The 25,080-nt window shown below is 42.0% G+C and carries 23 protein-coding genes and 6 tRNA genes; 1 reads left to right on the top strand and 28 read right to left on the bottom strand.

What is annotated here, in order from left to right:
* Positions 1-6: 6 nt before the first annotated feature.
* From QR40_RS13435 to QR40_RS13410, 6 genes are all read right to left on the bottom strand, one after another.
* Positions 7-2,511 carry a beta-mannosidase gene (locus QR40_RS13435; protein WP_044295485.1) on the bottom strand — a complete coding sequence of 835 codons (2,505 nt, stop codon included), beginning with the start codon at positions 2,509-2,511 and terminating at the stop codon, positions 7-9.
* 41 nt (positions 2,512-2,552) lie between these two features.
* Positions 2,553-4,427 carry a beta-N-acetylhexosaminidase gene (locus QR40_RS13430; RefSeq protein WP_242858523.1) on the bottom strand — a complete coding sequence of 625 codons (1,875 nt, stop codon included), beginning with the start codon at positions 4,425-4,427 and terminating at the stop codon, positions 2,553-2,555.
* A 30-nt stretch (positions 4,428-4,457) separates the two neighbouring features.
* On the bottom strand, positions 4,458-6,023 hold the full coding sequence (locus QR40_RS13425; RefSeq protein WP_242858522.1) for an alpha-L-fucosidase: 1,566 nt from the start codon (positions 6,021-6,023) through the stop codon (positions 4,458-4,460).
* A 24-nt stretch (positions 6,024-6,047) separates the two neighbouring features.
* Positions 6,048-7,691: an extracellular solute-binding protein gene (locus QR40_RS13420; protein ID WP_044295483.1), complete on the bottom strand. Its 1,644-nt coding sequence runs from the start codon at positions 7,689-7,691 to the stop codon at positions 6,048-6,050.
* A gap of 63 nt (positions 7,692-7,754) precedes the next feature.
* Positions 7,755-8,660, bottom strand: coding sequence for a carbohydrate ABC transporter permease (locus tag QR40_RS13415; RefSeq protein WP_044289734.1), 906 nt, complete (start codon positions 8,658-8,660; stop codon positions 7,755-7,757).
* A gap of 17 nt (positions 8,661-8,677) precedes the next feature.
* Positions 8,678-9,628 (bottom strand): ABC transporter permease, encoded by a 951-nt coding sequence (locus QR40_RS13410; RefSeq protein ID WP_027296525.1) that lies wholly within the window; start codon positions 9,626-9,628, stop codon positions 8,678-8,680.
* Between the two features lie 745 nt (positions 9,629-10,373).
* On the opposite strand from QR40_RS13410, the gene QR40_RS13400 reads away from it, so the two are divergent.
* Positions 10,374-11,408, top strand: coding sequence for a LacI family DNA-binding transcriptional regulator (locus QR40_RS13400; RefSeq protein ID WP_027296523.1), 1,035 nt, complete (start codon positions 10,374-10,376; stop codon positions 11,406-11,408).
* 307 nt (positions 11,409-11,715) lie between these two features.
* Here QR40_RS13400 and QR40_RS13395 read toward each other — a convergent pair.
* The 22 genes from QR40_RS13395 to QR40_RS13290 all read right to left on the bottom strand — a co-directional run bounded on the left by QR40_RS13395 (position 11,716) and on the right by QR40_RS13290 (position 24,930).
* A tRNA-Lys gene (locus tag QR40_RS13395) sits at positions 11,716-11,788 on the bottom strand.
* Between the two features lie 54 nt (positions 11,789-11,842).
* Positions 11,843-11,914, bottom strand: a tRNA-Gln gene (locus QR40_RS13390).
* Positions 11,915-11,926: 12 nt separating this feature from the next.
* Positions 11,927-12,000: transfer RNA gene (locus tag QR40_RS13385), tRNA-His, on the bottom strand.
* Between the two features lie 52 nt (positions 12,001-12,052).
* Positions 12,053-12,126, bottom strand: a tRNA-Arg gene (locus QR40_RS13380).
* 4 nt (positions 12,127-12,130) lie between these two features.
* Positions 12,131-12,201: transfer RNA gene (locus QR40_RS13375), tRNA-Gly, on the bottom strand.
* A 25-nt stretch (positions 12,202-12,226) separates the two neighbouring features.
* Positions 12,227-12,301: transfer RNA gene (locus tag QR40_RS13370), tRNA-Pro, on the bottom strand.
* Between the two features lie 198 nt (positions 12,302-12,499).
* The gene (locus tag QR40_RS13365) at positions 12,500-12,982 is read right to left on the bottom strand and encodes a metallophosphoesterase family protein (protein ID WP_027296522.1); all 483 of its coding nucleotides are present in this window, start codon (positions 12,980-12,982) and stop codon (positions 12,500-12,502) included.
* Positions 12,983-12,998: 16 nt separating this feature from the next.
* Positions 12,999-13,595, bottom strand: coding sequence for an XTP/dITP diphosphatase (locus QR40_RS13360; RefSeq protein ID WP_044295481.1), 597 nt, complete (start codon positions 13,593-13,595; stop codon positions 12,999-13,001).
* An 88-nt stretch (positions 13,596-13,683) separates the two neighbouring features.
* Entirely contained in the window at positions 13,684-15,066 is a 1,383-nt protein-coding gene (locus QR40_RS13355; RefSeq protein WP_027296520.1) for a lectin like domain-containing protein, read from the bottom strand.
* A gap of 10 nt (positions 15,067-15,076) precedes the next feature.
* Positions 15,077-16,225, bottom strand: a complete 1,149-nt coding sequence (locus QR40_RS13350; protein WP_044295480.1) for a THUMP domain-containing class I SAM-dependent RNA methyltransferase — start codon at positions 16,223-16,225, stop codon at positions 15,077-15,079.
* Positions 16,226-16,274: 49 nt separating this feature from the next.
* Positions 16,275-16,817, bottom strand: a complete 543-nt coding sequence (gene yfcE / locus QR40_RS13345) for a phosphodiesterase (RefSeq protein ID WP_044295794.1) — start codon at positions 16,815-16,817, stop codon at positions 16,275-16,277.
* A 97-nt stretch (positions 16,818-16,914) separates the two neighbouring features.
* The gene (locus tag QR40_RS13340) at positions 16,915-17,232 is read right to left on the bottom strand and encodes a rhodanese-like domain-containing protein (protein ID WP_044290453.1); all 318 of its coding nucleotides are present in this window, start codon (positions 17,230-17,232) and stop codon (positions 16,915-16,917) included.
* A gap of 154 nt (positions 17,233-17,386) precedes the next feature.
* The gene (locus QR40_RS13335; RefSeq protein WP_052378025.1) at positions 17,387-17,680 is read right to left on the bottom strand and encodes a hypothetical protein; all 294 of its coding nucleotides are present in this window, start codon (positions 17,678-17,680) and stop codon (positions 17,387-17,389) included.
* Between the two features lie 248 nt (positions 17,681-17,928).
* Positions 17,929-18,369 (bottom strand): threonine/serine exporter family protein, encoded by a 441-nt coding sequence (locus QR40_RS13330; protein ID WP_027296516.1) that lies wholly within the window; start codon positions 18,367-18,369, stop codon positions 17,929-17,931.
* Positions 18,366-19,169 (bottom strand): threonine/serine exporter family protein, encoded by an 804-nt coding sequence (locus QR40_RS13325; protein ID WP_242858520.1) that lies wholly within the window; start codon positions 19,167-19,169, stop codon positions 18,366-18,368. Before QR40_RS13325 ends, QR40_RS13330 begins: the two co-directional genes overlap by 4 nt.
* Positions 19,170-19,318: 149 nt before the next feature.
* Positions 19,319-20,251 (bottom strand): cysteine synthase A, encoded by a 933-nt coding sequence (cysK, locus tag QR40_RS13320; RefSeq protein WP_027296514.1) that lies wholly within the window; start codon positions 20,249-20,251, stop codon positions 19,319-19,321.
* A gap of 41 nt (positions 20,252-20,292) precedes the next feature.
* On the bottom strand, positions 20,293-21,588 hold the full coding sequence (locus QR40_RS13315) for an O-acetylhomoserine aminocarboxypropyltransferase/cysteine synthase family protein (protein WP_027296513.1): 1,296 nt from the start codon (positions 21,586-21,588) through the stop codon (positions 20,293-20,295).
* Positions 21,589-21,784: 196 nt separating this feature from the next.
* Positions 21,785-22,228 (bottom strand): RrF2 family transcriptional regulator, encoded by a 444-nt coding sequence (locus QR40_RS13310; RefSeq protein WP_027296512.1) that lies wholly within the window; start codon positions 22,226-22,228, stop codon positions 21,785-21,787.
* A gap of 157 nt (positions 22,229-22,385) precedes the next feature.
* The gene (locus QR40_RS13305; protein ID WP_027296511.1) at positions 22,386-22,799 is read right to left on the bottom strand and encodes an RrF2 family transcriptional regulator; all 414 of its coding nucleotides are present in this window, start codon (positions 22,797-22,799) and stop codon (positions 22,386-22,388) included.
* Complete coding sequence (locus QR40_RS13300; RefSeq protein WP_027296510.1) at positions 22,796-23,263, bottom strand: DUF1700 domain-containing protein; 468 nt, start codon at positions 23,261-23,263, stop codon at positions 22,796-22,798. Before QR40_RS13300 ends, QR40_RS13305 begins: the two co-directional genes overlap by 4 nt.
* Positions 23,264-23,472: 209 nt before the next feature.
* Positions 23,473-24,441, bottom strand: coding sequence for a cysteine synthase A (gene cysK / locus QR40_RS13295; RefSeq protein WP_330373741.1), 969 nt, complete (start codon positions 24,439-24,441; stop codon positions 23,473-23,475).
* A 171-nt stretch (positions 24,442-24,612) separates the two neighbouring features.
* On the bottom strand, positions 24,613-24,930 hold the full coding sequence (locus QR40_RS13290) for a hypothetical protein (RefSeq protein WP_027296508.1): 318 nt from the start codon (positions 24,928-24,930) through the stop codon (positions 24,613-24,615).
* Between the last annotated feature and the right edge of the window lie 150 nt (positions 24,931-25,080).

Raw genomic sequence — 25,080 nt, 5'->3', positions numbered from 1 at the left:
TATCAATCAGTGAATATCATAGACGCTGCGGACGCGCAGACCGCTGGTCCTGCCGCTAATGACAGTCACTCTCCTTTCTCCTGCATTCATGTCAAAATAATTGTCAGACAGAACCAGATCCTCTTCTTCATTCAAAATTTCCACACTCTTTGCATAAGCATCTGCCGTCACAACAATATCATCGCCTTCTGTACGCAGCGTTAGGCCGGGATCCTGAAAGTGAAAATATTTCGGGTAAGTAAACAGGACGGTTCCCTCCGATATCACAACTCCGTTTTCCTCTGCCTCATAGCTTACATACTCATTCATATAATCCAGATCCGGCAATTCCACTTTATCCATCCAGGCCGCAGAAAGTGCTGGAACCTTTATGGTTTCCTCCATCAGGCGAAGAATCGCTGCATCTGCATTTCTTAAAGCCCACCGTACTTTTACGGTACGCTCCGTCAATGTCTCATTTGCTGCATTTAACCGGATTGACTTCTCAAAGTGGAAATGCTGGCGGTTCATATCCGCTTCCTGGGTCATCCAGCTTTCTTCCTCACAGGAAATCATAAACGGTGCAAAGAAACGTTTCGCATAATACAAAAGTGCTTTCCATCTACCGCTTGAATCTATGGCTGACCAGGAAATTACCGGCCAGCAATCATTTAACTGCCAGAACACCGTCCCCATACATCTGCCCCGGTTTCTCCGAAAATGCTCCACGCCATATCGGATCCCATCAGCCTGCAAAAGCTGGGAGGCATAAATCAAAGTTGAAAAGCTTGTGGGGTATAAATACATCTGCTGCATATATTTCACAATTTTTCCATTTCCCCCATTATTCCGTTCGTGCTTCTCGCAGACATAAGAAAACAGGTTCAAATCTTTCGGATCATCTGTAATTTCTTCCAGCGTCTTTAAAGAAGGGAGGGACTGAAACCCAAACTCAGAAATATAGCGGAAATAATATTTGCGGTATTCCGAAAAAGGTTTATTTCCATGCCAGACTTCCCAGTAATGCACATCCCCTCTGTCCGGGTCATTTGGATAGTCAAAAGATCCCCCTGAGGAGGGGCTTGCCGGCCAGTAAAAGGTATCCGGATCATGTTCCTTTAAAACTTCTGGAATCATTTTCTCGTACATAAACAGATAGTCCCGGACTTCAGTAGGCTTCGTCACCCAACAGCGCTGTTCCACAAACATTTCCATTTCATTATTACCACACCAGAGCCCCAGGGAAGCATGGTGGCGGATCCTTTTGATATTTGTGATAAATTCTTCCCGGATATTAGCTTCGAACTCCGGGGTGAGTTCATAGACAGAACAGGCAAACATGAAGTCCTCCCACACTACAAGCCCCATCTCATCACAGGCATCAAAAAACCAGTCTTCCGGGTAATAACCGCCCCCCCAGATACGGACTGAATTAAAATTAGCCAGTCTGCACTGTTCTAAAAGGCGGTAAGTGCGCTCACGTGAGGTTCGCCCCACCAGATGATCCTCCGGAATATAATCCGCCCCCATGGCGAAGATTGTCTTTCCGTTTATTTCATGGGCAAAGCTCTCTCCCCACTGATCCTTTTCCCTGCGTACCGTCATGGTCCGTAACCCTATTTTACGCTGCCAGATATCTAACACTTCATCCCCATCATACAGCATCACCTTAATCTCATAGAGAGGCTGTTCTCCGATACCATTTGGCCACCATAGCCGGGGATGATCCACGGTAAACCTATCGGTCTCTGACTCTTCACACAAAATCCTGCCGTCGGGATCGGAAATAAGAATCGTATAATGCAGCCCCTCTTGATTGGAATGTTCTGCCCGGATCAGATTCTTATCTGCCGTTCTGTTTGTATTACAGCTATGTCCGTCCCTCTTCTTGTTCTGTTCTGCCTCCACAGAAAACGTTAATACTGCCTGCCCGGATTCATGCTCCTGATGAACCCTTACATTATCAATTCTGGCAGAGTGGATCCCCAGCAGCGATACCGGGCGGAAAATCCCTGCATCGGGGAGACACGCACCCCAGTCCCACCCAAACATGTAATGGGCTTTTCTCAGGTGCATAAATCCCTCTACCGTATCTTCATTTCCAATGTTTCCATACTTTTCATAAGCCTCTGCCAAAAATTGAAGCGGTGAGTGGAATACCACCTTTAATTCATTTTCCCCGGCTTTCAATATATCCTGCACCTCATATTCCCAGATCCGGTGCATGCTGAATGCCTCTCCTGCCTTCTGGCTGTTCACATAGATATCCGCCAGTGTATCCAAACCGTCAAAATGCAGCAGTATCCTTTCACAATCTTTAAAATCCTCCGGTTCATACACAAACCGGCACACATATTCATAGTCCTTGTTCATAAGCTTCTTGGCACGGATCTCATTGTCCTTAAAAAACGGATCCTCCATGTTCCCGTTCCTAAGCAGGTCGGTATAGACACTGCCCGGAACCACCGCTTCCTGGAATGCCTCTCCCAGAGGTCTCATTTTCCAGCCATGATTTAATTCCAGTCTTATCACGCTATTCCTCGTTTCTTTGGATTACTTTTTTTCCGGCTTTCCTATTTCATATCCCGTAAGAAATCGGCAAACCAGAATATCACATGGGAAACTCTGTACAATTCAGATTCCCTGCTGATACTTCTCCACATTTTTTTATATTCACAGAACCAGCATTCCAGCTTTTGTGCAATCACTTTTGCCTGATCCGCACATCCGGCCATTCCCTGAAAGCTGCTCTTATAGATTAGTAATCCCATACTGTTCAGCACTGCAATACCTTCTGCCGCTATCAGGAAATCATGAACCGCCTTCTTCTGTCCGGCATTCATCTCTTTTGCACATTTTTTCAGTTCCAGTTCCTCTGACTTAAGAATTTTATTCTCTTCCTCTGCCTTAAGAATTTCTTTTTCCCTTGACTTAATCCGTTCCATACACCAGGTATCTTCTATTCCGGATTCCGTCAATTCCTGGAACCGCACCGCCATCTCCCAGTCAAATACGGCATGTCTGCACATACGGCTGACAACAGACATCAGTCTTTCGGATCTGTCCTGATACTGCAGAACAGAAATCATACGGTTTATTTCTTCAAATGATATTTCTTTTCGGTTCCAGGAAAATGCGGCTCCGTAGATCATGCCCGGCATACTGAAATCCGGATGGTTAATGTGCCCGAAATCACCCCAATCCGTATTCAGCATACCGATTGCCCGGTACTTTTCGCCAAATGCGCACATTCTGCTGATATTCATATAGGCAGATTCCATTAGGTTAATAAACTGATTCCAGCCACCTGCACCCGGGCAAACATACTGGGTAGCCCCGGCTTCTGCCAATGCCTTTGTTCCGTCTTCACACTGATTCCATGCATATCCCCAGTTTAAACAAATGGTTTCTTTTGGAAGTTCCTTCATGAGCTCCGGAAATCCGCAGATTACATCCCCCCAGAACATAGGTCGATATCCTTTGTCCACAAGGTACCCGCAAAGCTTCTTCACGTAGTCAATGTACATCCGGTCTATGCCTGCTTCCTCTGCGTAAGTTTTACTTTTTCCTTTTCCCAGGTCAAAGGTTTCATCCGCGCCTATGTTAAACTGCTTCGAAGTAAATAATGGCATATATTCTTCAATCATTTTAACTGCAAGTTCATAACTTTCTTCCATGGTGACATTCAGGGTATGATGCATCTGACGTCCCCGGAAACTGAACGGCATCTTCACAGGATCCGCAAGTTCACAAAGGTGTTCATAAGTTCTTGTGCTGAGAAGCTTATACAAATGTCCGAAAGAAGACAGAGACGGTACCAGTTCCACCCCTGCTTTTCTGCAGTGGGCATCCAGTTCCAGAATATCCTCTGGCGTCAGCGGCGTGTCATCTCTCCACATCTCGCTGAGCCCCTCAAACAAAAAGCTGTGTTCAACGTATAGCTGCAGCTGGTTTATCTTATAAAAGCTTAACGTATCAGCCAGCTTTTTCAACGTTTCCAGTTTAGGTATCCTGCCTCTGGTAACATCATGATAAAATCCCCGAAACTCCATTGCCGGTTCATCTTCGATTTCAACAAGCGGCAATACACAGCCTTCCTGGCGGATTATCTGGCGCAGCGTTTGTATTCCGTAAAGAATACCATGGTATCCTCCTCCGGTAATCTGGATTCCCTCCTCCCGGATTACCAGAACATAGCTTTGTTCCTTTAGTGAATCCTCTAATTTTAAAACAATTTCTGCTCCCCCATTTGTCCCCTTAGTTCCCCGGCTCAAGCTGTAATCCATTCCGGTAAAATCCAGAATCTCTCTTTTTAAAATATCTGCTGCATAAGATACATCCTGTGGACAGGAAGCGTCCATCTCGATCTTTCCATAATGAGGAAGGGCAAAAGCCCCTTCCTTTTTCATAATTTTCTGTGGTGCCGGTAATATATACATAGACTCCATTGATCCCTCCTTAAACTCCTTCCATTATTTTTACTTCAGGCAAAAAACCCTGGCAATCGGCGCTGTTTCTTTACCGTACTCCTGCAAATGAAGAACATAACCGGTATCTTTTCTGGTAAACTCCACCTCTGCCCCGGTATCCTGCATCGTTATGGATGTCACTGTTCCCTCATAAGGAATCCAGACTTCTGCCCTTACCGGATCCGATTCTTTATCAAAAGTTTCAATTGCATAGACTAAGTTTTCTTTCTTTGTAAATGCAATTCCATCTTTTTTATAAGGAGCACATACTCTGGTCCCATAAATGGCATCTCCATAAACCGAAAGCCATTTTCCCATATCTTCCAGGCATTCCACAGCGCCTCTTGGAAGTCTGCCATCCGGCTGGGGTCCCACATTAATAGCGAGATTTCCTCCCTTTGCCACAATGTCCACCAAAAGTGCTATCACTTCCCGGCAGGTTTTATAACGGTCTTCATAAGCAAAGGAAAAGGAAGTGCCAAGGGTGATACAGCTTTCCCATGGTACGTTCAGGGGTTCCTTGGGAACGCACTGTTCCGGTGTAATATAGTTTTCATAAGGTCCACCCATAGTGCGGTCCGCGCAAAGCATTCCGGGCTGGAATTTCCGGATCTCTTCTATAGTCTCTCCTAACCCGATATCACTGACCCAGCCTGCATCAAACCACATAATGTCCAGTTTTCCATAACTCGTTGCCAGTTCCTTTATCTGATTCTGGGTGAAATCCACAAACTTTTTCCACTGCTCCGGATGCTCCAGGGGTACATATGACGGTCCTCTGTGCATATAGTTACCCCTTGCATATCCATCACTCCAGTAACTGTCCACATGCCAGTCCGCTTTTGAGAAATATGCGGCGATACCGATTCCTCTCTTTCGGAAGGATTCAAACAGGTGGGCACAGATATCCGCGTATTTATGGGTATGGAACGGACAATCCTCTGCCGTTACTTTATAGTCTGAATAAGCACTGTCCCACATGCAGAAGCCATCATGGTGTTTGGTTGTAAAGATCAGATACCGGATACCTGCTCTTTTCGCCAGATCTGCCCATTTCTCCGGTTCAAAGCGAACCGGATTAAAGGTTTTGTTCAGATTAAAATATTCCTTTTTAAACTCTTCGCCTGTAATCTCCCAGTCAACACCACCCCTGGACCACTCTGCATCGGCATCAGACAGTGCCCAGGACTCCACAAGACCCAGCTGGGAATATGCTCCCCAGTGCATCATCAGCGCCAGCTTCTGATCCTGAAACCACTGGAGCTTTTGAAGAACCTTTGGATCATCCGGCATGACATATTCCTCTTCTGCACTGTAATTATGTACACCGGCAGCGACTTTGTCTTCTACTGTTTCTTCTGTTTCTTCTGTTTCTTCTATTTCTTCTATTTCTTCTATTTCTTCTATTACATCTTTTGCGTCCTCTATTTCTACGTCCTTTATGTCTTTTGCATCCATTATGTCATTCGCACCCTTTTTCTCTTTCGCCGGTTTAATGTCTTCTGCATCCTTAATGTCCTCTGCCTTTTCTTCTGATCTTAACATATCCTGTAAATGCATACTTTCTTCACTCATGGTGCCTCCTTACTGCTTATCTTTCTATTGTGCTGTTTCCGTTACTGCTTCCTCCGTTGTCTGCAATGCTTTTTCACGTATTGTTATATACTCCTGCAGACCCAGTGTATTCAGCTGCTCTAAATAGCTGTCCCATTCCTTATCAATATCTGACTGTCCCGCAATCCATTCTGCTGCCTTTTGGGCAATGAAATCCCGAAGAGAAGTCTGGATATCGGAAAATTTAGCAGAATCATCTATGGATACCCAGTAAGATGGAATTGCTTCCGTCAAATACGGCTTATAAACTTCATCTGCCTTGTCTTTTTCCGGATACATCGGCACATCTTCTTTAAATTTGAATCCCTGGGGCAGGTAATGCGGCAAAGACTGTGGGAACAGGTTCGCCCAGGAATACTTCTTTTCATCTTCCGGAGAAAGGGTTGCCTTATCAATGGCGCGGTATCCATCCCCATCTTTAAAAATGCATATGTCTAAAGGACCTGACAACTTCTGTGCAGAGTTCTGGAATTCAAATAAATCATCCCACCATCTGACAATTGCCCCTACATCCTTCGCTTTATCTGTAATAACAACCTGCGTCTTCATAACAGAAGCTCCATCCGAAGCTCTGAGCCATACAGGATTATCCGTATCCGGGCTTTTCAAAACAGGAAGGGGTTTAAAATCTGGTTCTTCTCCCGCCAGATACGGTACAATATCATTGCTGGCATACATCATAGAACAGCCATAGCGGTCCTGGGAACCTTTAGCCTTCCACTGGCTTAAATCCTGCGTAAATGCTTCCGGATCAATCAGCCCCTGGGAATATAACTTTTTAAGCCATTTAATGCCATTCTTATATTCTTCGCTATTGGCTCCGAATATCAGTTTTCCATCCTTCATACTCATTCCGTAATTATCAACCGGCATACCGAAATATCCGCACAGATAACCAATATGTTTATTATTCGGGTCAAAAGACATTGGTATCTCATCATTTGGGTCCCCATTTCCATTGGCATCTTTTTCTTTAAACTCCATCAATACTTTTTCGAACTCATCTGTGGTGGTCGGCATTTCCAGCCCCAGATTTTTCAGCCATTTTTCATTGATAAAAGGTTCATAATCTACCAGCGGAGCATCTACTACGTATGGTATGGTATAGATGTGTCCATCCGGAGCTGTCATTGCTTCTCTGACGCCTTCTCTTTCCAGAATCTTCATAATATTTGGCGCATATTTCTCAAAATAGTCTTCCAGGGGAATGAAAATCTTCTGGTCAACACCGTATTTCAGGATGTCGCTGTCCTGGAACAGCCATCCACCGATACAGTCCGCATAGTCTCCCGAACTTAATGCCAGAGACAACTTTTCCTTTGCCACCTCATTTGGGAAATACTCTAAGTTCACCTTGATATTCGTCTGCCTTTCCATCTCATCCATCATCCAGTACTCACCATTTTCAGAAGAGTCATCACAGAAGAGTGAAAAACTATAGGCATCTTTATCAACAATCGGAAGCCCTGTTTCGTAAAATACACCATTTACCTTTCCATCTTCATCCACTTTGTCATTAGCCGGACCGGCTGCTTCTAATGAAGCACTGTTTTTGCTGCATCCTCCCATACCCATTGCAGTAAGGGCTGCTGCACATACTAAAACTGCCAACACTCTTTTTCTTTTCATACTCATACTCCTTTTCTTTTAGATTTTTATTTTGACTGCCACATACACTTAGCATGTTATGTGTTACCCTTTAACTGACCCAATCATAACTCCCTTTACAAAATACTTCTGGACAAAGGGATACATAATCATGACTGGAATACTGGAAATAATAATCAGCGAATATTTCATAAGTTCAACTAACTGCCGCTGTGCTTCCAGTGCTACCTGGGCTGAAACACTTGTCACCTGCTGGGCAAGGGCCGCCTGATTCTGAATCAGAATGGAACGAAGCACTAACTGCAGCGGGAACTTTGCATCATCTTTCAAATAAAGCAATGCGCTGAAATAAGAGTTCCAATGTCCTACACCATAATACAGCACCATAATTGCAATAATTGATTTGGACAGCGGTAAAGCAATTTTAAAGAAAAACTTTGTCTGGGTACAACCATCCACACTGGCTGCTTCCCATAGTTCCTCCGGCAGATTGCTTTGAAAAAACGTTCTGGCAACAATCATATTGTAGACACTAAGTGCCCCCGGAAGAATTAACGACCACATAGTATCCAGCATATGCAGATTTTTGACAACCAGGTAGGTCGGAATCATACCACCGCTGATAAACATCGTAATCATATAGAACCAGGTCACGATTGTCTTTCCGCCGAACCTGCTTCTGGATAAGGCATAGGCGGTAGGAATCGTCACGACCAGATTGACACAGACACCACATGCTGTGTATACGATTGCATTGATAAATCCCGATACGACTAAAGAATTCTTAAACACTTCCCGGTAACCCGCAAAATTAATTCCTACCGGCAGAAATGTTACCATTCCGCTGGCAACTGCCTTGGGGTCGCTGATGGAGGAAATTATAATAAAGTAAAGGGGATAAGCTACAATGATTAAAATAACTGTCAGTATAATAAACAGGGAAATATCAAAGAACTTATCGGTTGCTGACTGTTGTCTGAATTTCTTCATCAATCAATTCCTCCTCTCTAGTACAAACTAATACCCGAAGACTTACGGGCTATTTTATTTACAGTGATCAGCATCACTGCATTGACCGCCGAATTGAACAGACCAATTGCCGCTGAATAGGAAACATTATTTTCAACAAGACCAACCTGATATGTATAGGTAGAAATAATTTCAGATACGCTCTTATTCAAGTCGTTCTGCAGCAGGAATACTTTTTCAAACCCTACTGAAAGAATACTTCCACAGCTCATAATCAAAAGGATAATTGCGGTGGGCATAATACTAGGTAAATCAATATGCCGGATAAGCTGGAATTTATTTGCGCCATCCATAATTGCTGCTTCATGCAGGTCCGGGCTGACTGCCGAAAGAGCCGCAAAATAAATAACCGAATTCCACCCCATGCTCTGCCAAATACCGGACCATACATAGATGTGTCTCCAGTAAGACTTGTCTCCCATAAAATTTATCGGTGCAATGCCGAAAAAAGAAAGTATCTTGTTGATAATACCGGCATCCGGTGAAAGAAATAACAACAGCATACCGCACATAACAACCACGGAAATAAAGTTCGGTGCATAGGTAACTGTCTGAATTACCTTACGGTATTTCTTATGCTTAAAAGAATTCAGTCCCAAAGCCAGAAGAATCGGAATGGGGAACCCGGCAACCAGAGAATAGATACTGATTAAGAAGGTATTCTTTATTGTAGATGCAAAATAAGGAGATTCAAAAAACCGGATAAAGTATTTAAACCCAACCCATGGACTTCCCAAAAACCCCAGTCTTGGATTAAAATCCCGAAACGCAATCTGTACTCCATACATGGGAATATAACTGAAGATAAATGTCAGAATTAATCCCGGCAGGACAAACATCCACAAAGAGATGTCCCCCCTTACTGCAGATTTACTTCGTACTTTCTTCACTTTAAGGGGTTTGTTGCTAACCTTATCGTTTTTTTTCATTTTCTGTCTCTCCTTTTCTATTTATTGTTCAATATTATTTAACATAGCTTTTTAACAAAATATATAAATATTATACATTTGATAACTGCTATATCTGCTCTTATTTTACATATGCTATATATATTTGTCAATATAAACAATTCATTTTTGTATTTATTTAACATTTTGCACAATTCAGGAAGAGTTTTTTATTATATAATGTATATTGAAAACGTTATTTTTTAACATAATGTTAAAATTAATTTTTATTAAACATATCTAATTTACCCAGCAGGATATAAAGTATTATTGAGCCACTCATCAGATAAAAGATGCAATCCTTTTCTATACGCAGAAATATATACATAACTAAACGTGAAAACGATGTACAAAAAAATAAGAAGCAGAAAAAGATAGCGGATTTTTCCTCATACGAATTATCCGCGATCCTTCTGCTTCTTAAATTTACTTCCAAATGCATTAAAACCTTCTGCTTCCAAAATCTTTTAACTTTCATTTCTCTTTTATTTTCAATTCTTTTACTTGCAAACAATGATCCGGCTGCTTAGCAAAAATTGTTATACACATTTTCCTATAATTCTTTTTTTACATTTTTTCTTATTTTTAACATCAGTTTTAACATTTTAAACAAAACCTATTGCGAAACCTCCTGTGATTTGGTAGAATAATAAAAAAAGATATCTGCTAAAGTTTAATCGTTTCCGTTCTCACGCAGACATCTTACATGATGTGCGAGGTATATAATATGAAAAAACCAACTATGCAGGATATTGCAGAGGCCGCAGGCGTCTCCCGTGTCACCGTCTGGAAGGTACTGAATAATCATCCGGGCGTTTCCGAAGTTAAGAGCAATCTGATTATAAAGGAAGCTGCCCTGCTTGGCTACCCACTGCCGGAACAGTTTACAAATAATACAGTACATGCAAATCCGGCTCTAATGACCAATACCAGTCACGAGAGCGCTACTATATCCGTCGTAGTGTCCAGACCCGATTCTTCCGTGTTCTGGAGCAATATCATACATGAAATTGCGAAAGAGGTCACACAAGCCGGATGCAGCCTTATGTACACCTACGTCCCTACCGAAATCCCGAAGGATTATATTTTGCCGCCACCACTCACTTCCGGTCAGGTACAGGGGATTATTATTCTAAACGTGTACGATGCAAAGCTCCTGTCCATTTTAAACAGACTTCCAATCCCAAAGGTATTTTTGGATGCCGTAACCAATTTTTCTCTGGATACACTGACTGGAGACATGCTTTTGCTGGAGGGCAAAAGCTCCGTAGAAAAAATTACCGACTATCTGTTTGCCTCAGGGCGCCAAAAGATCGGATTTATCGGAGATATCAACTATGCCCTGACTAACAAACTGCGTTACGAAGGCTACACCGCATCCATAACCAGGCATGCGTCCCATATTGATCCTGCTTACTGCAAAACAGGTACCATTGGAATAGAAACTTATGTAGAAGAAATCCATAATTATTTATCCGGTCTTCGGAAGCTGCCGGATGCCTTTGTGTGTGTCAGTGACTTCGTTGCCCATGTAGTTTACCAGGAGCTGATGCTCATGGGTATCCGGGTCCCGGAAGAAGTGAACCTGACAGGCTATGACAATATTGCCGATTATATTGATATGAAGGATTTCTTAACAACCGTTAACATTAATACATCAGCTCTTGGAAAGCGTCTGATCAGGCAGCTTTTTTACCGGATTGAAAATCCGGACACACCTATTGAGGTTATTTATCTGTATTCTGAGATATTGTATCATTGAATGAAACGGCGTTCAGACAGCGCGTTAGTTTATCATTGTTTTCCGAGAGCGTGTTAGAATATGCTTTCTGACAATTGTGTGTATACTAAAAGCGGTGATGAAAGCAAAAAATTGGAAAGCCTTGTTGATTGGTTTTCCAATTAATTATTTGGTGTAATATCAGGGATTCCAAAAGTGCCCAAATAAAAAAGTCATTTTTGTAACGATATTTGACGACTTCTTAACGTGTCAGATATGACTAACTTGTAGCTGAACCAAAATAGCGGAAACACCTGTATTTACAGACATTTCCGCTATTTTATAGTAATGAGACATCGGGGATTCGAACCCCGGACAACTTGATTAAAAGTCAAGTGCTCTACCAACTGAGCTAATATCCCGTATTTAATTTTTAACCATACTATGGGTTTATATTTCTTACGGCTTTCGCCAAACTGGGCTAGTTGGATTTGAACCAACGAATGCAGCAGTCAAAGTGCTGTGCCTTACCGCTTGGCGATAGCCCAATGTGTGGTTAGGGTGGATAAAGGGATTCGAACCCTCGGCCTCCAGAGCCACAATCTGGCGCGCTAACCAACTGCGCTATATCCACCATATTAATTTTGCTTTCTTTGCAGCAGACATATGATCTCTGCAAAGAAAAACGAGCCTGAAGGGATTCGAACCCCCGACCCACGGCTTAGAAGGCCGTTGCTCTATCCAACTGAGCTACAGACTCAAACAGCGGGTGATGGGAATCGAACCCACGTATCTAGCTTGGAAGGCTAGTGTTCTACCATTGAACTACACCCGCATATCTGCGTTATTTTAGGAACAAGTCGGGGTGACAGGATTCGAACCTGCGACCTCCTGGTCCCAAACCAGGCGCTCTAGCCAAGCTGAGCCACACCCCGATGGTGTCTTGTTTGTTTTTGTTGTTTCGTCTGTTCCCTGACGCAAGACATATTATATTATAGCTCACACCAAATGTCAACAACTTTTTTCAAATATTTTTTTATTTTTTTGAAAAAGCCCGAAAGTGTTGAATATTCGGGCTTTTTCGCCAATTTATTTTTTGGATTTATTTCTTCAAATTGGTCAAATCGAGCTCTTCACCCTAAAAAATTTATTGTAAAATGTGCTTCTCCCTTATTATCAAGTTCCATGATAATATAGCTTGGTTTTCTTCCATCCTGTCTGGGATAGGATAAACTGCCCGGATTTAATGCTATAATATCTTCCTGTATCTCTAAAACCGGCCTGTGTGTATGTCCAAACATTACAATGTCAAATCCTCTTGCTTTTGCCTCTTCTTTGATCGAACGTGTATCCAGTGATACATAATAATAATGTCCATGAGTGAGCAGAATTTTATATTTCCCAAGCTGCAATTCTTCTTCACGTGGTAAATCACTGAAGAAGTCATTATTTCCGCTTACAATATGTACCGGGCAGTCAGCAATCTGCCTGATATAGTCCTCACTGCCCTCAGAATCCCCCAGATGGATTAATTTGTCGATCGGGCTAACTTTTAATAAGACCTCTTTTAAATTGGCATCTCTGCGATGCGTATCACTTACAATCAGGATCTTCATCTGGCACCATGCTCCTCTAAATTTTATTTTTTAATTGTTCTTTCATCGCCCGAAGCGCTTTTCCTCTGTGGCTTAATTCATTTTTCAATTCCATATCCAGTTCTGCCGTCGTACATTTATACTGGGGAAGATAAAATATAGGATCATAGCCAAAACCATTGCTTCCTTTTATCTCATATCCAATCATACCTTCAATGGTTCCTTCCGTAGTCAAAATTTCACCATTTGGAAATGCTGCTGCAATGACACATACAAAACGAGCCGTCCTTTTTTCATCAGGCACACCATTCAGACGCCCGATAAGATTATTATTTTTTATATCATAAGAAGTATCTTCTCCCATATATCTTGCAGAATAGATACCCGGCTCTTTATTCAGGTAATCAATTTCTAACCCTGAATCATCTGCCAGTACAATATCGCCGGTCATTTCCATAATAGTCTTAGCCTTAATAACAGCATTTTCTTGAAATGTTGCTCCGTCTTCTACAATATCGGCTTCAATTCCGGCTTCTTTCAATGAGACTACCTGAACATCCAGATCAGCCAGTATCATTTTTATTTCTTTCATTTTTCCCTGATTACCAGTTGCGAAAATAATTCTCTTACTCACTGTTCCACCCTTTTCCTAATGTTAATTTTTCTTATGTAAATTTACCAAAATTATAACACACCGGGATTGCGTCTGTAAACCAATACCGTTACTGCGCATCCCTGGTGTATACCTTCAGACAGACATTGCAGGAATGCTCTGTTTCTGTTCTTGTCCAGGAATATCCGCTCATACTGATATACCCTTCACCATCGGCAATATCCACGTTCTTAGTTGCTTCATCTGCCTGATATTCCGTTGCAACCGGATACTGCAGACCGGGAGATTTTATTTTTATCATAACTGCATAACGCTGGCCTTTAGCCACTTTCACCGGCTCCTCCAGATCTACGGTATAGTACCCTCCGTTGCCAAATTTACCGCTCTGGGCAGGACTCCAGGAAATCAAGGAGGAAGGCCCGTCAAACTCTTCAATGATATGAATGTCATACTCCGTATCTTTCCCCGTAGCATAGAATCCCACTGCACTCAGAGTTTCATCCTGCTTTGCTTCATATACATTTGCAAAATAGCAGGTATCAGAGCCATACCCGATCTGCCCTACCCAGCCGCACAGGTCTGTCTGGTAAATATGGTCATAATTCCCCGTATTTTCGATCCTGGAATAGGCAACACAATTATTTCCAAGATTGGCATCTTCGTATGAGACATAAAAAATGCCGTCTTCCCCGAAGTCTGCCCCCCAGCTGTTCTGGCAGATAAACGCCCCATCCTTCTTAATATCCGCATTAAATTTGTCCGCCGGATAGTGGTCATCCCATCCAATAATTAAAATATCATGATTAGAGCGGGCATTTCCCACATAACAATACGTATTGTTAATCTTATTAAAAAACACCGATGAACTCACTGTATTCTGAAGATCCATATAAAGGGAAGACTGGACAGCACCATGGTCATAAACTGCCCGTTTTATTGCATCATAATCCTTATCCTTAATCATCTGGATCTCCTGTACATGCTTCACCGGTGTCAGCCCATCCGGTGAAACACCATCTCCATAAGGGTCATCCTGTTCCAGTACAGGTCCCTGCCATCCGGCAAGATACGCCATTGCCATGGTATAATCTCCGCCATCGTTCTGATTCTTTGCAAAATGATTCCGAAGTGATATATGGTCCGCAGAAAATACAAGGTGTTCCCTTGGAAGCAGGGAGGATTCCAGCGCCGAGGACGTGGCTACCGCCCAGCAGGTGCCAAGCTCACCCTGATTTTTAATAACAGGAGCCCTTGCTTCATTCCGGCTGTCATATGACTTTGGCAGCCTTACATTTTCATCCTTGCCCGCCGGCTCTGTATTATCTTCCATGCTGCTGTCCCGGGTATTGGAACCACTTTCCGTTTGCCTGTGTTCCTGCTGCTTTTTGCCGTCTAACAGCGCACGTATCTCCGGCTCCATATATTGAAATGCTCCGTATCCAATCAGCAATACAATTAGAATCACAATGAATGTCTGAATTTTTTTAATCAATGTCTACCCCTTATTTTTTAATCTTAGGCGGTCTGGGTCCCAAGAATTGATAAAAATATGTTTTTATCATTCCATTATAAATCTTTCTGTTCTTATCTGCTTTTTTTCCAATATACTTTTCCGCATCTTCATAAGAGGTAATCAGATATTCTGACCAGGAATCCAGCCGCTTAAAGCTCTCTCCTATCTCCCGGTACAATCCCGGCAGGTTTTCTTTATCTTCAATTCTCTCTCCATACGGTGGATTGGTAATTACAAATCCGTATTTTTTTGGATGATTCAGCTGGGAAACGGCTCTTTGCTGAAAATGAATCAGATGATCCACGCCTGCCAGCTTTGCATTTTCTCTGGCTGATTTTATCACGTCACCGTCCATATCATATCCCTGTATATCCACTTCTATCTGATCATTTACATTTTCTCTTGCTTCATCCATTGCATTGTACCAGTGTTTCTTCGTTACCAGGTTGTCCCAGTCTTCCGATAAGAAAGAACGGTTCATCCCGGGAGCTATGTTGGCAGCCATTAAAGCTGCTTCTATTGGAAAGGTACCGCTTCCGCAAAAGGGATCAACCAGTATTCTGCTTTTGTTCCAGGGTGTCAGCATAATCAGTGCAGCCGCAAGTGTCTCTGTAATCGGTGCCTTACTTGTAAGCTGACGGTATCCGCGCTTGTGAAGGGAGACTCCGGATGTATCAATACCAATAGTAGCTTCATCTTTCATAAAAAATACACGTACCGGATAAGCCGGACCTGTTTCTTCAAACCACTGTATGCCATATACGCCTTTTAAACGTTCAACCATGGCTTTTTTCATGATCGACTGTATATCCGTAGGGCTAAACAGCTGGCTCTTAATAGAAGTAGCCTTAGTCACCCAGAATTTGCCATCCTTTGGAATGAAATTTTCCCATGGAAGTTCTTTTGTGCACTCAAACAATTCATCAAAAGTCTCAGCATGGACTTTCCCGACTTTTAATAATATACGCTCTGCTGACCTTAAAAATACATTGGCATAGCTCACAGCTTCCATATCTCCTAAAAAGGTAACTCGTCCATCTTCTACCTGACTGACTTCATATCCAAGGTCAATGATCTCACGCTTTAAAACGGCTTCCAGCCCAAAGTGGCAAGGTGCTATTAATTCAATTTGTTTCATTTTTTCTCCTATCTGTCTGCATTTGCAGGTTTCTTATAATGCTTTTTTCTTATAATGCCAGTTGTTTCACGGTATTTCCTTCAAAATCTTTAATTGAAAATACTCCATTTTCTAAAATTCCATACGTTGGCACATTTCCCTCTTTTGGCAATGACACGGAACCCGGGTTTAATAAGGTAAAATGCTTATACTTTTGGGCAACGGGTACATGGGTATGTCCATGAATAAAGATATCCCCTTCTGCCAAAGGAGGCAGATTGTCTTTGTGGAAGACATGACCATGACTGGCATAAATTGTGTTATCCCCCTTCATAATAATACAGTAATCTGCCATTACAGGGAATTCCAAAACCATCTGATCCACTTCTGCCTCACAATTGCCCCTTACTGCATAAATCTCATTTTTCAAAGGATTCAACATGGAGATGACCTCTTTGGGAGCATATTCCTTTGGCAAATCATTTCTTGGTCCATGATAAAGAATATCTCCCAGAAGCACCAGGCGTCCTGCCTTTTCTAATCTGTATGCCTCTAACATCTTTTTACAGTAAAAAGATGATCCGTGTATATCTGACGCAAACATAAGTTTCATTTGCATTTCCTCCATTCTTTTCATCTATCTCCTATATTAATGCCAGTGTCTGCCCCTGTCAATATTTTTACTTCCTTAATATTTTCTAAAATACGAACTATAAGGTATGGCGATAGGATTCCAGGTATCTTCCACGGTAAGCGTGGATTCCACCGATCATTGTCTTTACACGATAGCCTTTTTCCGCAAGTTCCCTGGCTGCAGCCATACTGATGGAACCACGTTCACAATATACGATAATCATCATATCCTGGGGCAGTGTATAACAATTGCCCAAACTTTCATATGGGATATTTACAGCTCCTTTTATATGACGTTCTACGAATTCGTCCGGTGTTCTGAGATCTATAATAAATGCGCTTTTATCCCTGACGTACGTATCCAGTTGTTTCGGTGCAATCATCTCAAAATTCATAAATACATACACTCCTTCCTGACTTAATATATGCAGAAATCTGGAAATGTGTGCAAAAAAACAGAGCCCCGGCCGTATTGTGGCCAAGACTCCATCTCTCTTTAAAACCGGTTGATTTTACTTGCTGTCCCTACCTGATGTCAAATATCCGGTTTTAGTAGTTGCAATCGCTGTATTCATCAGATTCGTGGTGACAGTCTGAAGAAGCATTGCGGCTTGCATTTTTGGAAGTATTGTTGCTTGTAGCGTTCTTAGAAGAATTGCTGTTCTTGTAAGAGTTATAGGAATTCTCGGATTCATTAGTACTGTTGTAAGCACTGTTTTTTTCGCTTGCATCCTTATAAGAATTGCTAGCTTTGTTACTTGCTTTGTTCTTTGATTCTACATTAGATTCATAGTTGTTCGTACTATTTTGAGTCTGGTTTTTAGAATTCATATTCTTTGCCATAGTTTCATTCCCTCCTGAATAATAAATATTTTTATTACAAAATTTATTATCTCAAAAATAGTAAAAAATATGTATTGCATTTTTTTCCAATCTATATTATAATTTGAGATGTAAAAAGAATTTACCCTTCAAAAAATTTTTTTTACAAACCCCTTATTAATTATTTATACTCCCCTCGAAAGACCCAAGTAGCTCCCCTGCTTGGGTCTTTCACTGTCTAAATATTCTCCAAAGAACAGTTCCGGTTCCTATTCTGCCTTTATTTTTTTCCACTTCTTATTGCGAATCATATCGAACACAGAGTCCATAATAAATACTGCCAAAGCGATCATTCCTGCTATTTCAATCGTCTGAAGCAGTGAATTCATCGCCTTTTGCTGTTCCCCTAAAAAGATCTGATAAACCGTCCGGTACATACCGGCTCCCGGCACTATAACCAGAATTCCCGGGATTAAGAATACCGTTACCGGAGCTTTAAATATTCTGGCAAACACATGGGAAATCAATGCGATCACAAGTGCTGCGAGAAAGTTCGCCATTACAATTCCCTTACTGTCTGCATTCAGCAGATACACAAGCCACCCTGCCGCTCCGATCAGTCCACAGTACACCAGATATTTTTTCGGTACCTGTATCACCGTTGAAAACGCTAATATTGCAACAAATGCACTCACTACCTGTACAATCATGCCTTTACACCTCCCATAATAATCATTCCGAATGCCACACCAATAACAATTGCAACGGCCTTTACAAATGCCTCCAGGGCTTTTGCACCGCCTGCAACATAATCCCCCTGAAGCGTATCCCGAATAGCATTCGTAATGGCAGCTCCGGGCACCAGGGGCATAATGGTACCAATAATGATCATGTCCATATTCATAACGGTAAATGGTATTCTGGACAGAAGGATCGCACCCACCGCTATTACAGCAGATGCAGCAACATCTTTAAAAAATGGATTAAAACCAATTTTAATTCCCAGCTTTAACACCAGTACCAGCAGTGCACCATCAATTGCCGCACCTAAAGCATCCATAGCCGTTCCGCCCAATAAAAGCGCAAAGGCCGATGCAACTACAATAGTAGAAAGATCCAATACTTTCTGGGAATATTCCCGGGATTCCAGGTGTTTCAGATCATGAAATGCTTCTTTCAGGGTAATTTCCCCGGCACAAAATCTTCTGGATATGGTATTTACAAGAGTAATTTTATTAAGATTTGTCTCCCGGTCTGCAATTCTTCGAATAACGGTCAGCGAATCGATCTGGGGATCATCCAGCGTAACAATCATACCGGTAGTTGTAACGTATGCTTCTGTGGTCTTTAAGCTGGATACTTTTAAGATACGGTGAATGGTGTCTTCCACACGGTAAATTTCGGCACCGTTTCGCAGCATGATCTGTCCTGCCAGCACCGCCGTATCCAGTAATAGTTTATAGTCTGTAATCTGTTCCATTTTTGCAATTCCTACTCTTTTTATTTTCAACGCTGTTATTCCAATATTTGCTTACATTCTACAATATTTTTCCCATAAAAGAAAGCTGTTATTAAAATAAAATGAAATTGCATTTCAATGCCCGAAAAAAATTCTTTCCATATAGAAAGCGCCGGTAAACTACCGGCGCCTGATAATCCTTATGCTTCAAATAATTCTGTTGAGAGATAACGCTCTCCGGTATCCGGAAGTAGCGCAACAATGGTTTTTCCTGCATTCTCCGGCTTTTTCGCGAATTCAATTGCAGTGTGAAGAGCTGCTCCGGAAGAAATTCCAACCAGAATACCTTCTTTTTTTGCAATCAGCTTTGCAGCCTCAAATGCTTCTGCATTTTCTACTGTTACAATTTCATCATAGACATTCTGATTCAGGTTCTTGGGTACAAAACCGGCACCAATTCCCTGAATTTTATGAGGTCCGCCGGTACCTTTTGATAAAACCGGTGACGCAGCAGGCTCTACAGCAATGACTTTTATTTCCGGTTTCTTGGATTTTAAGAATACGCCGGTTCCGCTTAATGTTCCGCCGGTACCAACTCCGGCAATAAACATATCTACCGCACCTTCCGTATCTGCCCAGATCTCCGGTCCTGTTGTAGCCGCGTGGATTGCCGGATTGGCTGCATTTTCAAACTGCCCGGGAATAAAGGCATTCGGAATATCTTTTGCAAGTTCTTCCGCTTTTGCAATTGCGCCTTTCATTCCCTTAGCACCTTCCGTCAGCACAATTTCCGCACCGTATCCCAGAAGTAATTTTCTTCTTTCAATACTCATCGTCTCCGGCATGGTAAAGATAGCTTTATAGCCTTTTGCCGCTGCTACGCTGGCAAGCCCGATACCGGTGTTTCCGCTGGTTGGTTCAATAATGGTAGCACCCGGTTTTAAGATACCTTTATTCTCAGCATCTTCCACCATAGCCTTTGCCACTCTGTCTTTTACGCTTCCGGCCGGATTGAAGTATTCTAATTTCACTACCACTTTACCCGCCAGACCTAAAGCACTTTCAATATTTTTTAATTCCACAAGGGGAGTTTTTCCTACCAATTCTGTAATACTTCCATATATTTTAGCCATTTTAAACATCCTTTCTTAAATGCGTCAGGCTCCTGGTTCCCTTACTTAGCAATTGCCTGAAATGCCTGATCCAAATCATAAATAATATCATCAATGTGTTCCGTACCGATTGATAACCGGATTGTATTTGGTTTAATGCCGGAACCTGCAAGTTCATCTTCTGTCATCTGGGAATGTGTAGTACTTGCCGGATGTATTACTAATGATTTTACATCCGCTACATTGGCAAGTAAAGAGAAAATTTCCAGATGGTCTATGAAATCCTGTGCTTCCTGAGATCCGCCCTTGATTTCAAAAGTAAAGATCGAAGCCCCTCCCTTAGGGAAATAACGCTGATACAGCTCATGATACGGGCTGTCAGAAAGCGCCGGATGATTTACTTTTTCTACCTGGGAATGTTTGCTTAAATAATCAACTACCTTTAAGGCATTTTCTACATGACGTTCTACACGCAGCGATAATGTCTCTAATCCCTGTAAGAAGATAAATGCATGAATCGGGGAAAGTGTAGCTCCGGTATCACGCAATAAAATTGCACGGATCTTGGTCACAAATGCTGCCGGACCAACGACTTTCGTAAAGCTTACTCCATGGTAACTTGGGTTTGGTTCGGTAAGTGACGGAAACTTTCCGGATGCTTCCCAGTCAAATTTTCCGCTGTCAACAATTACCCCTCCAATGGTTGTTCCGTGTCCTCCAATAAATTTCGTTGCAGAGTGTACTACGATATCTGCTCCCAAATCAATAGGGCGTACCAGGTAAGGTGTCGCAAAAGTGCTGTCAACCACTAATGGTATTTTATGCGCATGGGCAATTGCCGCCACCTTTTCAATATCAATCAGACTTGCATTGGGATTGCCGATGGTCTCTATAAAAACTGCTTTGGTATTTTCCTGAATTGCCGCTTCAAAACTGCCTTCCACATCCGGATCTACAAATGTTGCTGTAATCCCGTATTCCGGAAGGGTATGTTCCAGAAGATTATAGGTTCCGCCGTATATTGTCTTGGCTGCTACGATATGATCGCCAGCATGTGCCAGATTCTGAAATGTATATGTAATTGCTGCGGCTCCGGAAGCTACCGCCAGTGCTGCTACTCCGCCTTCCAGCGCTGCTATACGCTGTTCGAAAATGTCTTGTGTGGTGTTGGTAAGCCTTCCATAGATATTACCTGCATCTGTAAGGTTAAAACGTGCTGCGGCATGTGCGCAGTTCTTGAAAACATAAGAAGATGTCTGATAGATCGGTACTGCCCTTGCATCGGTTACCGGATCCGGATTTTCCTGTCCTACGTGTAATTGAAGTGTCTCAAATTTTAATTCTCTCTTTTCACTCATAATATTTCTCCTCACTTTTCACTATATTCTCATTGTCTGAACGAGTTATGCTGGTGCAGCCTTTCATATGCTGCAGCACGTGGCTTTTACCACAAATTTATTTTCATACTGTGCTTATTTTATGCACTTAGTATTCCAATTAACATTATTTACTTAGTAGGAATTATTTCTGAAAGAATATTACGTATTATAATTATTATATATAGTACATATATTCTTCTTCCCCATTTAATTTCTGATACTCTTCTACTAAATCAGCCAGTGTGGTGCTTTCCAGATAATGATTTACCTGCTGGTTGATCTTCTCCCAAACCAGTTCATTAATCGCCATTTGTACTTTATCCTGCTGCTCATTGGGCGCCACTTCATCTATAATACTGAACTTGCCTTCCAAAGCTGTTAATATATCAGATACCTGCATCTCTTCCGGCTTCATTGCAAGCATATATCCACCCTGCGGCCCTTTGATACTTTTTACTAATCCGGCTTTTCGGAGTGTTGCAAAAACCTGTTCCAGATAATTGACGGATATTTTCTGCCTGTTGGCTACGCTTGCCAGTGATACAGCTTCACTTGTAGAATGCGATGCTAAATCAACCAGCGCCCGCAGGCCATATCTTCCTTTTGTTGAGATTTTCATTTCATCACCTTTTTCCTGTTTTATTTCCTACCAAACCGATATGTTAAATAATATATCTATGTTATACAGGATAATTCTGTAAATGTCAATACCTAATTTAAAAAAACATTAAAAAAATAGAACTGCTCTTATCCTGCAGCTCTATTTTGTATTAACGCTAACTGGCTTTTTTGAGCAGATCTTCCAATCTGGTCTCTTTCGCAGCATCCTTGATCAGCTCCCACATTTGATTCCAGACACGCCTTGTAGGACATTTCTCACAATCTATTCCACAATCGGTTGACTTAATCAGGCATTCAACCGGCGCCAGGTTTCCTTCCACTGCAGTCAGAATATCATAAACCATAATTTCACCGGCAGGCTTCGCCAGGCAGTATCCGCCTCTTGCCCCCCGGGTACTGCTCACCAGATTTGCTTTCTTAAGCATACTGATAATCCGCTCCAGATATTTTTCTGAAAGATTTCTCCTGCCCGCAATATTCTTAATACTCTCTAAATGCTCTGAATCAGAATGCATTGCCAGATCCACTGCTATTTCTAAGGCATATATGCCTTTCGTAGATATCTTCATCGGCGGCCCCTGCTCTTAAACAGTGCCACAACAAGCACGATTACTATAATCGGAATAAAGAATCTGGAAAGAATTGCAATTGCGGATCCCAAAATGCTGAGCAATACAACTAAGATTACTACAACTCCCGTAATCACCAGCCACTTTGGTATCCCTGTCTGAAGATTAAAAGAATGAAAACTGCCATTCGGACGCCTGTTATCATTCTCATCCTCCTGAAAAGAAGATCCCTGACTCTGTGCCTGATAACCTGTTCCTTTAGCTTTATTACTAGTCTCAATAATTGTTCGTGCAATCAGTAATGGACTCCCGATCTCGTTTAATATCTGGAATTCCGATTTTCCATTTTCGACTGCGTCTCTGATATATTCATCATAATACCGGATATTCTCTTCCACTTCCCGTGAACTGATCTCTCCTGATAATTGTGAACGCAAAGTATTCAAAAACTCTTGTCTATTCATCTTCGAATGTAAATCCTTTCTGCAGGCAGAAACTGCCTCATTACAAAGTTAGTAGTATTCCCACACTTGACAGCATACATATTGTAAGCTTGCTTACGATATGTCCAAATAAACAGTGTAAAAGTGCTTTCTTCCACACTACCTGTCGTAATTGTTGACATTATAGCATAGGTTTCTACTATTTTACAAGGCATTCTCCGCAAAACTTATCAGAGCGGTTTGTTATTTTCATCTTCAAATAATTCTGTGCTATAATAACGTTCCCCTGTATCCGGGAGAATGGTAACCACTCTTTTTCCGGGTCCCAGCTTTTTGGCAAGGCGCATGGCTGCCGCCACATTGGAACCGCTTGAGATTCCGCATAGCAGCCCTTCTTCTCTGGCAAGGCGTTTTGAAACATCCAGCGCTTCTTCATCTGTCACGATACAGATATCCTCATAAATATCCATGTTCAGATTCTCCGGAATCAGTCCGTCCCCGATTCCCATCTGCAAATGTGTTCCGATGCTTCCGCCTGATAAAATTGCCGCATGTTCCGGCTCAACAGCCCAGATCACAATATCGGGGTTTTGCCGTTTCAAAACTTCTCCAATGCCGGATAGTGTGCCGCCCGTACCCACTCCGGAACAGAAACCATGAATTGGTCCTTCCACTTGTTCTAGTATTTCCACGCCTGTATGGTATTTATGCACCAGCGGGTTATCCGGATTAATAAATTGCTGTGGAATATAGGCATTGGGATCTTCTGCTCCGATGCGCAGGGCTGTCTGCAGACACTCTTCAATGCAGGCTCCGATGTCTCCCTCATCATGAACCAGTATTACTTCCGCCCCATACTGTGTTACCAGTTTCCTGCGTTCTTCACTTACAGAATCAGGCATCACAATTTTTACCTTATATCCTTTTACAGCCCCAACCAAAGCCAATCCAATTCCCTGATTTCCACTGGTAGGCTCAACGATAACCGAATCTTTGTGTAGCTTTCCTTTTTTCTCTGCCTCCGCAATCATATTATACGCGGTTCTTGTCTTCACGGATCCCCCCACGTTTACACCTTCGTATTTCACCAGAATCTCGGCGCTGTCCGGCTGAGACAGCCTGTTTAAACGAACCATGGGAGTATGTCCGATCGCTTCCAATACATTATTATAGATCATTTCCTGCGGTTTCCTTTCCATTTCTTTATTTTCAACTCTTTAAACTGGCATCGTTTTCGATACTGAAATTTATGCTGATTAATATCATGATAATCTGTAAAGTCCTGTTTTAGACCTACAATTTTCTAATAGGAAGTATAGCATAGACCATTTGGATTGGCAATATGCTCCGTCCTCCAATCCCATATTTTATCACGCATTCCCGTAAACCATCACCCATTTTTTCTTATCGGGGAAAAAAATCAGCTTCACATTCTTCATAATCCCTTCTGCCACCATCTCACATTGATATTCCATGGAAGAAACCCCGGCAAAGTTCTTCTGCTCGGAGCACAGTACACGAATGTTGCCAATCGTGTGAATTTCTCCTTCTTCATCCTGGTATTTCACTAATCGCGGTATGCTGATTCCTGTTCGGGTAAACCAGCAGTAACATGCTATTTCTATCTGCTTTCCCCGAATTCTTCCCGCATCCGGTGAATCCATATTAATCCCTGTACCAAACGCCATGATAATTCCTCCTTACGTTTTTCGAACATTTGTTCTGTTTTTGTTATTATATCAGAATCTGTTCTTTAATTAAAGTAGTAATTAAAGGAAAACCGTAACCTAAGATCAGCAATATTGTATTCTTTCTCTGATTTTTCATATAAAAATCAC

Origin of the sequence: Robinsoniella peoriensis (assembly GCF_000797495.1) — a bacterium.
In the GTDB taxonomy this organism is placed as follows: Bacteria; Bacillota; Clostridia; order Lachnospirales; family Lachnospiraceae; genus Robinsoniella; species Robinsoniella peoriensis.
This window is presented reverse-complemented; position numbering and strand designations above follow the sequence as displayed.

What these genes read in the sequence shown, in the direction of transcription:
- QR40_RS13315 (WP_027296513.1), bottom strand. Translation starts at nt 21,588, where the DNA reads ATGAGTGAAAAGAGAGAATTAAAATTTGAGACACTTCAATTACACGTA.
- QR40_RS13425 (WP_242858522.1), bottom strand. Translation starts at nt 6,023, where the DNA reads ATGAGTGAAGAAAGTATGCATTTACAGGATATGTTAAGATCAGAAGAA.
- yfcE (WP_044295794.1), bottom strand. Translation starts at nt 16,817, where the DNA reads ATGAAACTTATGTTTGCGTCAGATATACACGGATCATCTTTTTACTGT.
- QR40_RS13350 (WP_044295480.1), bottom strand. Translation starts at nt 16,225, where the DNA reads ATGAAACAAATTGAATTAATAGCACCTTGCCACTTTGGGCTGGAAGCC.
- QR40_RS13340 (WP_044290453.1), bottom strand. Translation starts at nt 17,232, where the DNA reads ATGAATTTTGAGATGATTGCACCGAAACAACTGGATACGTACGTCAGG.
- QR40_RS13415 (WP_044289734.1), bottom strand. Translation starts at nt 8,660, where the DNA reads ATGAAGAAATTCAGACAACAGTCAGCAACCGATAAGTTCTTTGATATT.
- QR40_RS13300 (WP_027296510.1), bottom strand. Translation starts at nt 23,263, where the DNA reads ATGAATAGACAAGAGTTTTTGAATACTTTGCGTTCACAATTATCAGGA.
- QR40_RS13365 (WP_027296522.1), bottom strand. Translation starts at nt 12,982, where the DNA reads ATGAAGATCCTGATTGTAAGTGATACGCATCGCAGAGATGCCAATTTA.
- QR40_RS13430 (WP_242858523.1), bottom strand. Translation starts at nt 4,427, where the DNA reads ATGGAGTCTATGTATATATTACCGGCACCACAGAAAATTATGAAAAAG.
- QR40_RS13420 (WP_044295483.1), bottom strand. Translation starts at nt 7,691, where the DNA reads ATGAAAAGAAAAAGAGTGTTGGCAGTTTTAGTATGTGCAGCAGCCCTT.
- QR40_RS13335 (WP_052378025.1), bottom strand. Translation starts at nt 17,680, where the DNA reads ATGGCAAAGAATATGAATTCTAAAAACCAGACTCAAAATAGTACGAAC.
- QR40_RS13330 (WP_027296516.1), bottom strand. Translation starts at nt 18,369, where the DNA reads ATGATTGTACAGGTAGTGAGTGCATTTGTTGCAATATTAGCGTTTTCA.
- QR40_RS13400 (WP_027296523.1), top strand. Translation starts at nt 10,374, where the DNA reads ATGAAAAAACCAACTATGCAGGATATTGCAGAGGCCGCAGGCGTCTCC.
- QR40_RS13410 (WP_027296525.1), bottom strand. Translation starts at nt 9,628, where the DNA reads ATGAAAAAAAACGATAAGGTTAGCAACAAACCCCTTAAAGTGAAGAAA.
- cysK (WP_027296514.1), bottom strand. Translation starts at nt 20,251, where the DNA reads ATGGCTAAAATATATGGAAGTATTACAGAATTGGTAGGAAAAACTCCC.
- QR40_RS13305 (WP_027296511.1), bottom strand. Translation starts at nt 22,799, where the DNA reads ATGAAGATATCTACGAAAGGCATATATGCCTTAGAAATAGCAGTGGAT.
- QR40_RS13310 (WP_027296512.1), bottom strand. Translation starts at nt 22,228, where the DNA reads ATGAAAATCTCAACAAAAGGAAGATATGGCCTGCGGGCGCTGGTTGAT.
- QR40_RS13290 (WP_027296508.1), bottom strand. Translation starts at nt 24,930, where the DNA reads ATGGCGTTTGGTACAGGGATTAATATGGATTCACCGGATGCGGGAAGA.
- cysK (WP_330373741.1), bottom strand. Translation starts at nt 24,441, where the DNA reads ATGGAAAGGAAACCGCAGGAAATGATCTATAATAATGTATTGGAAGCG.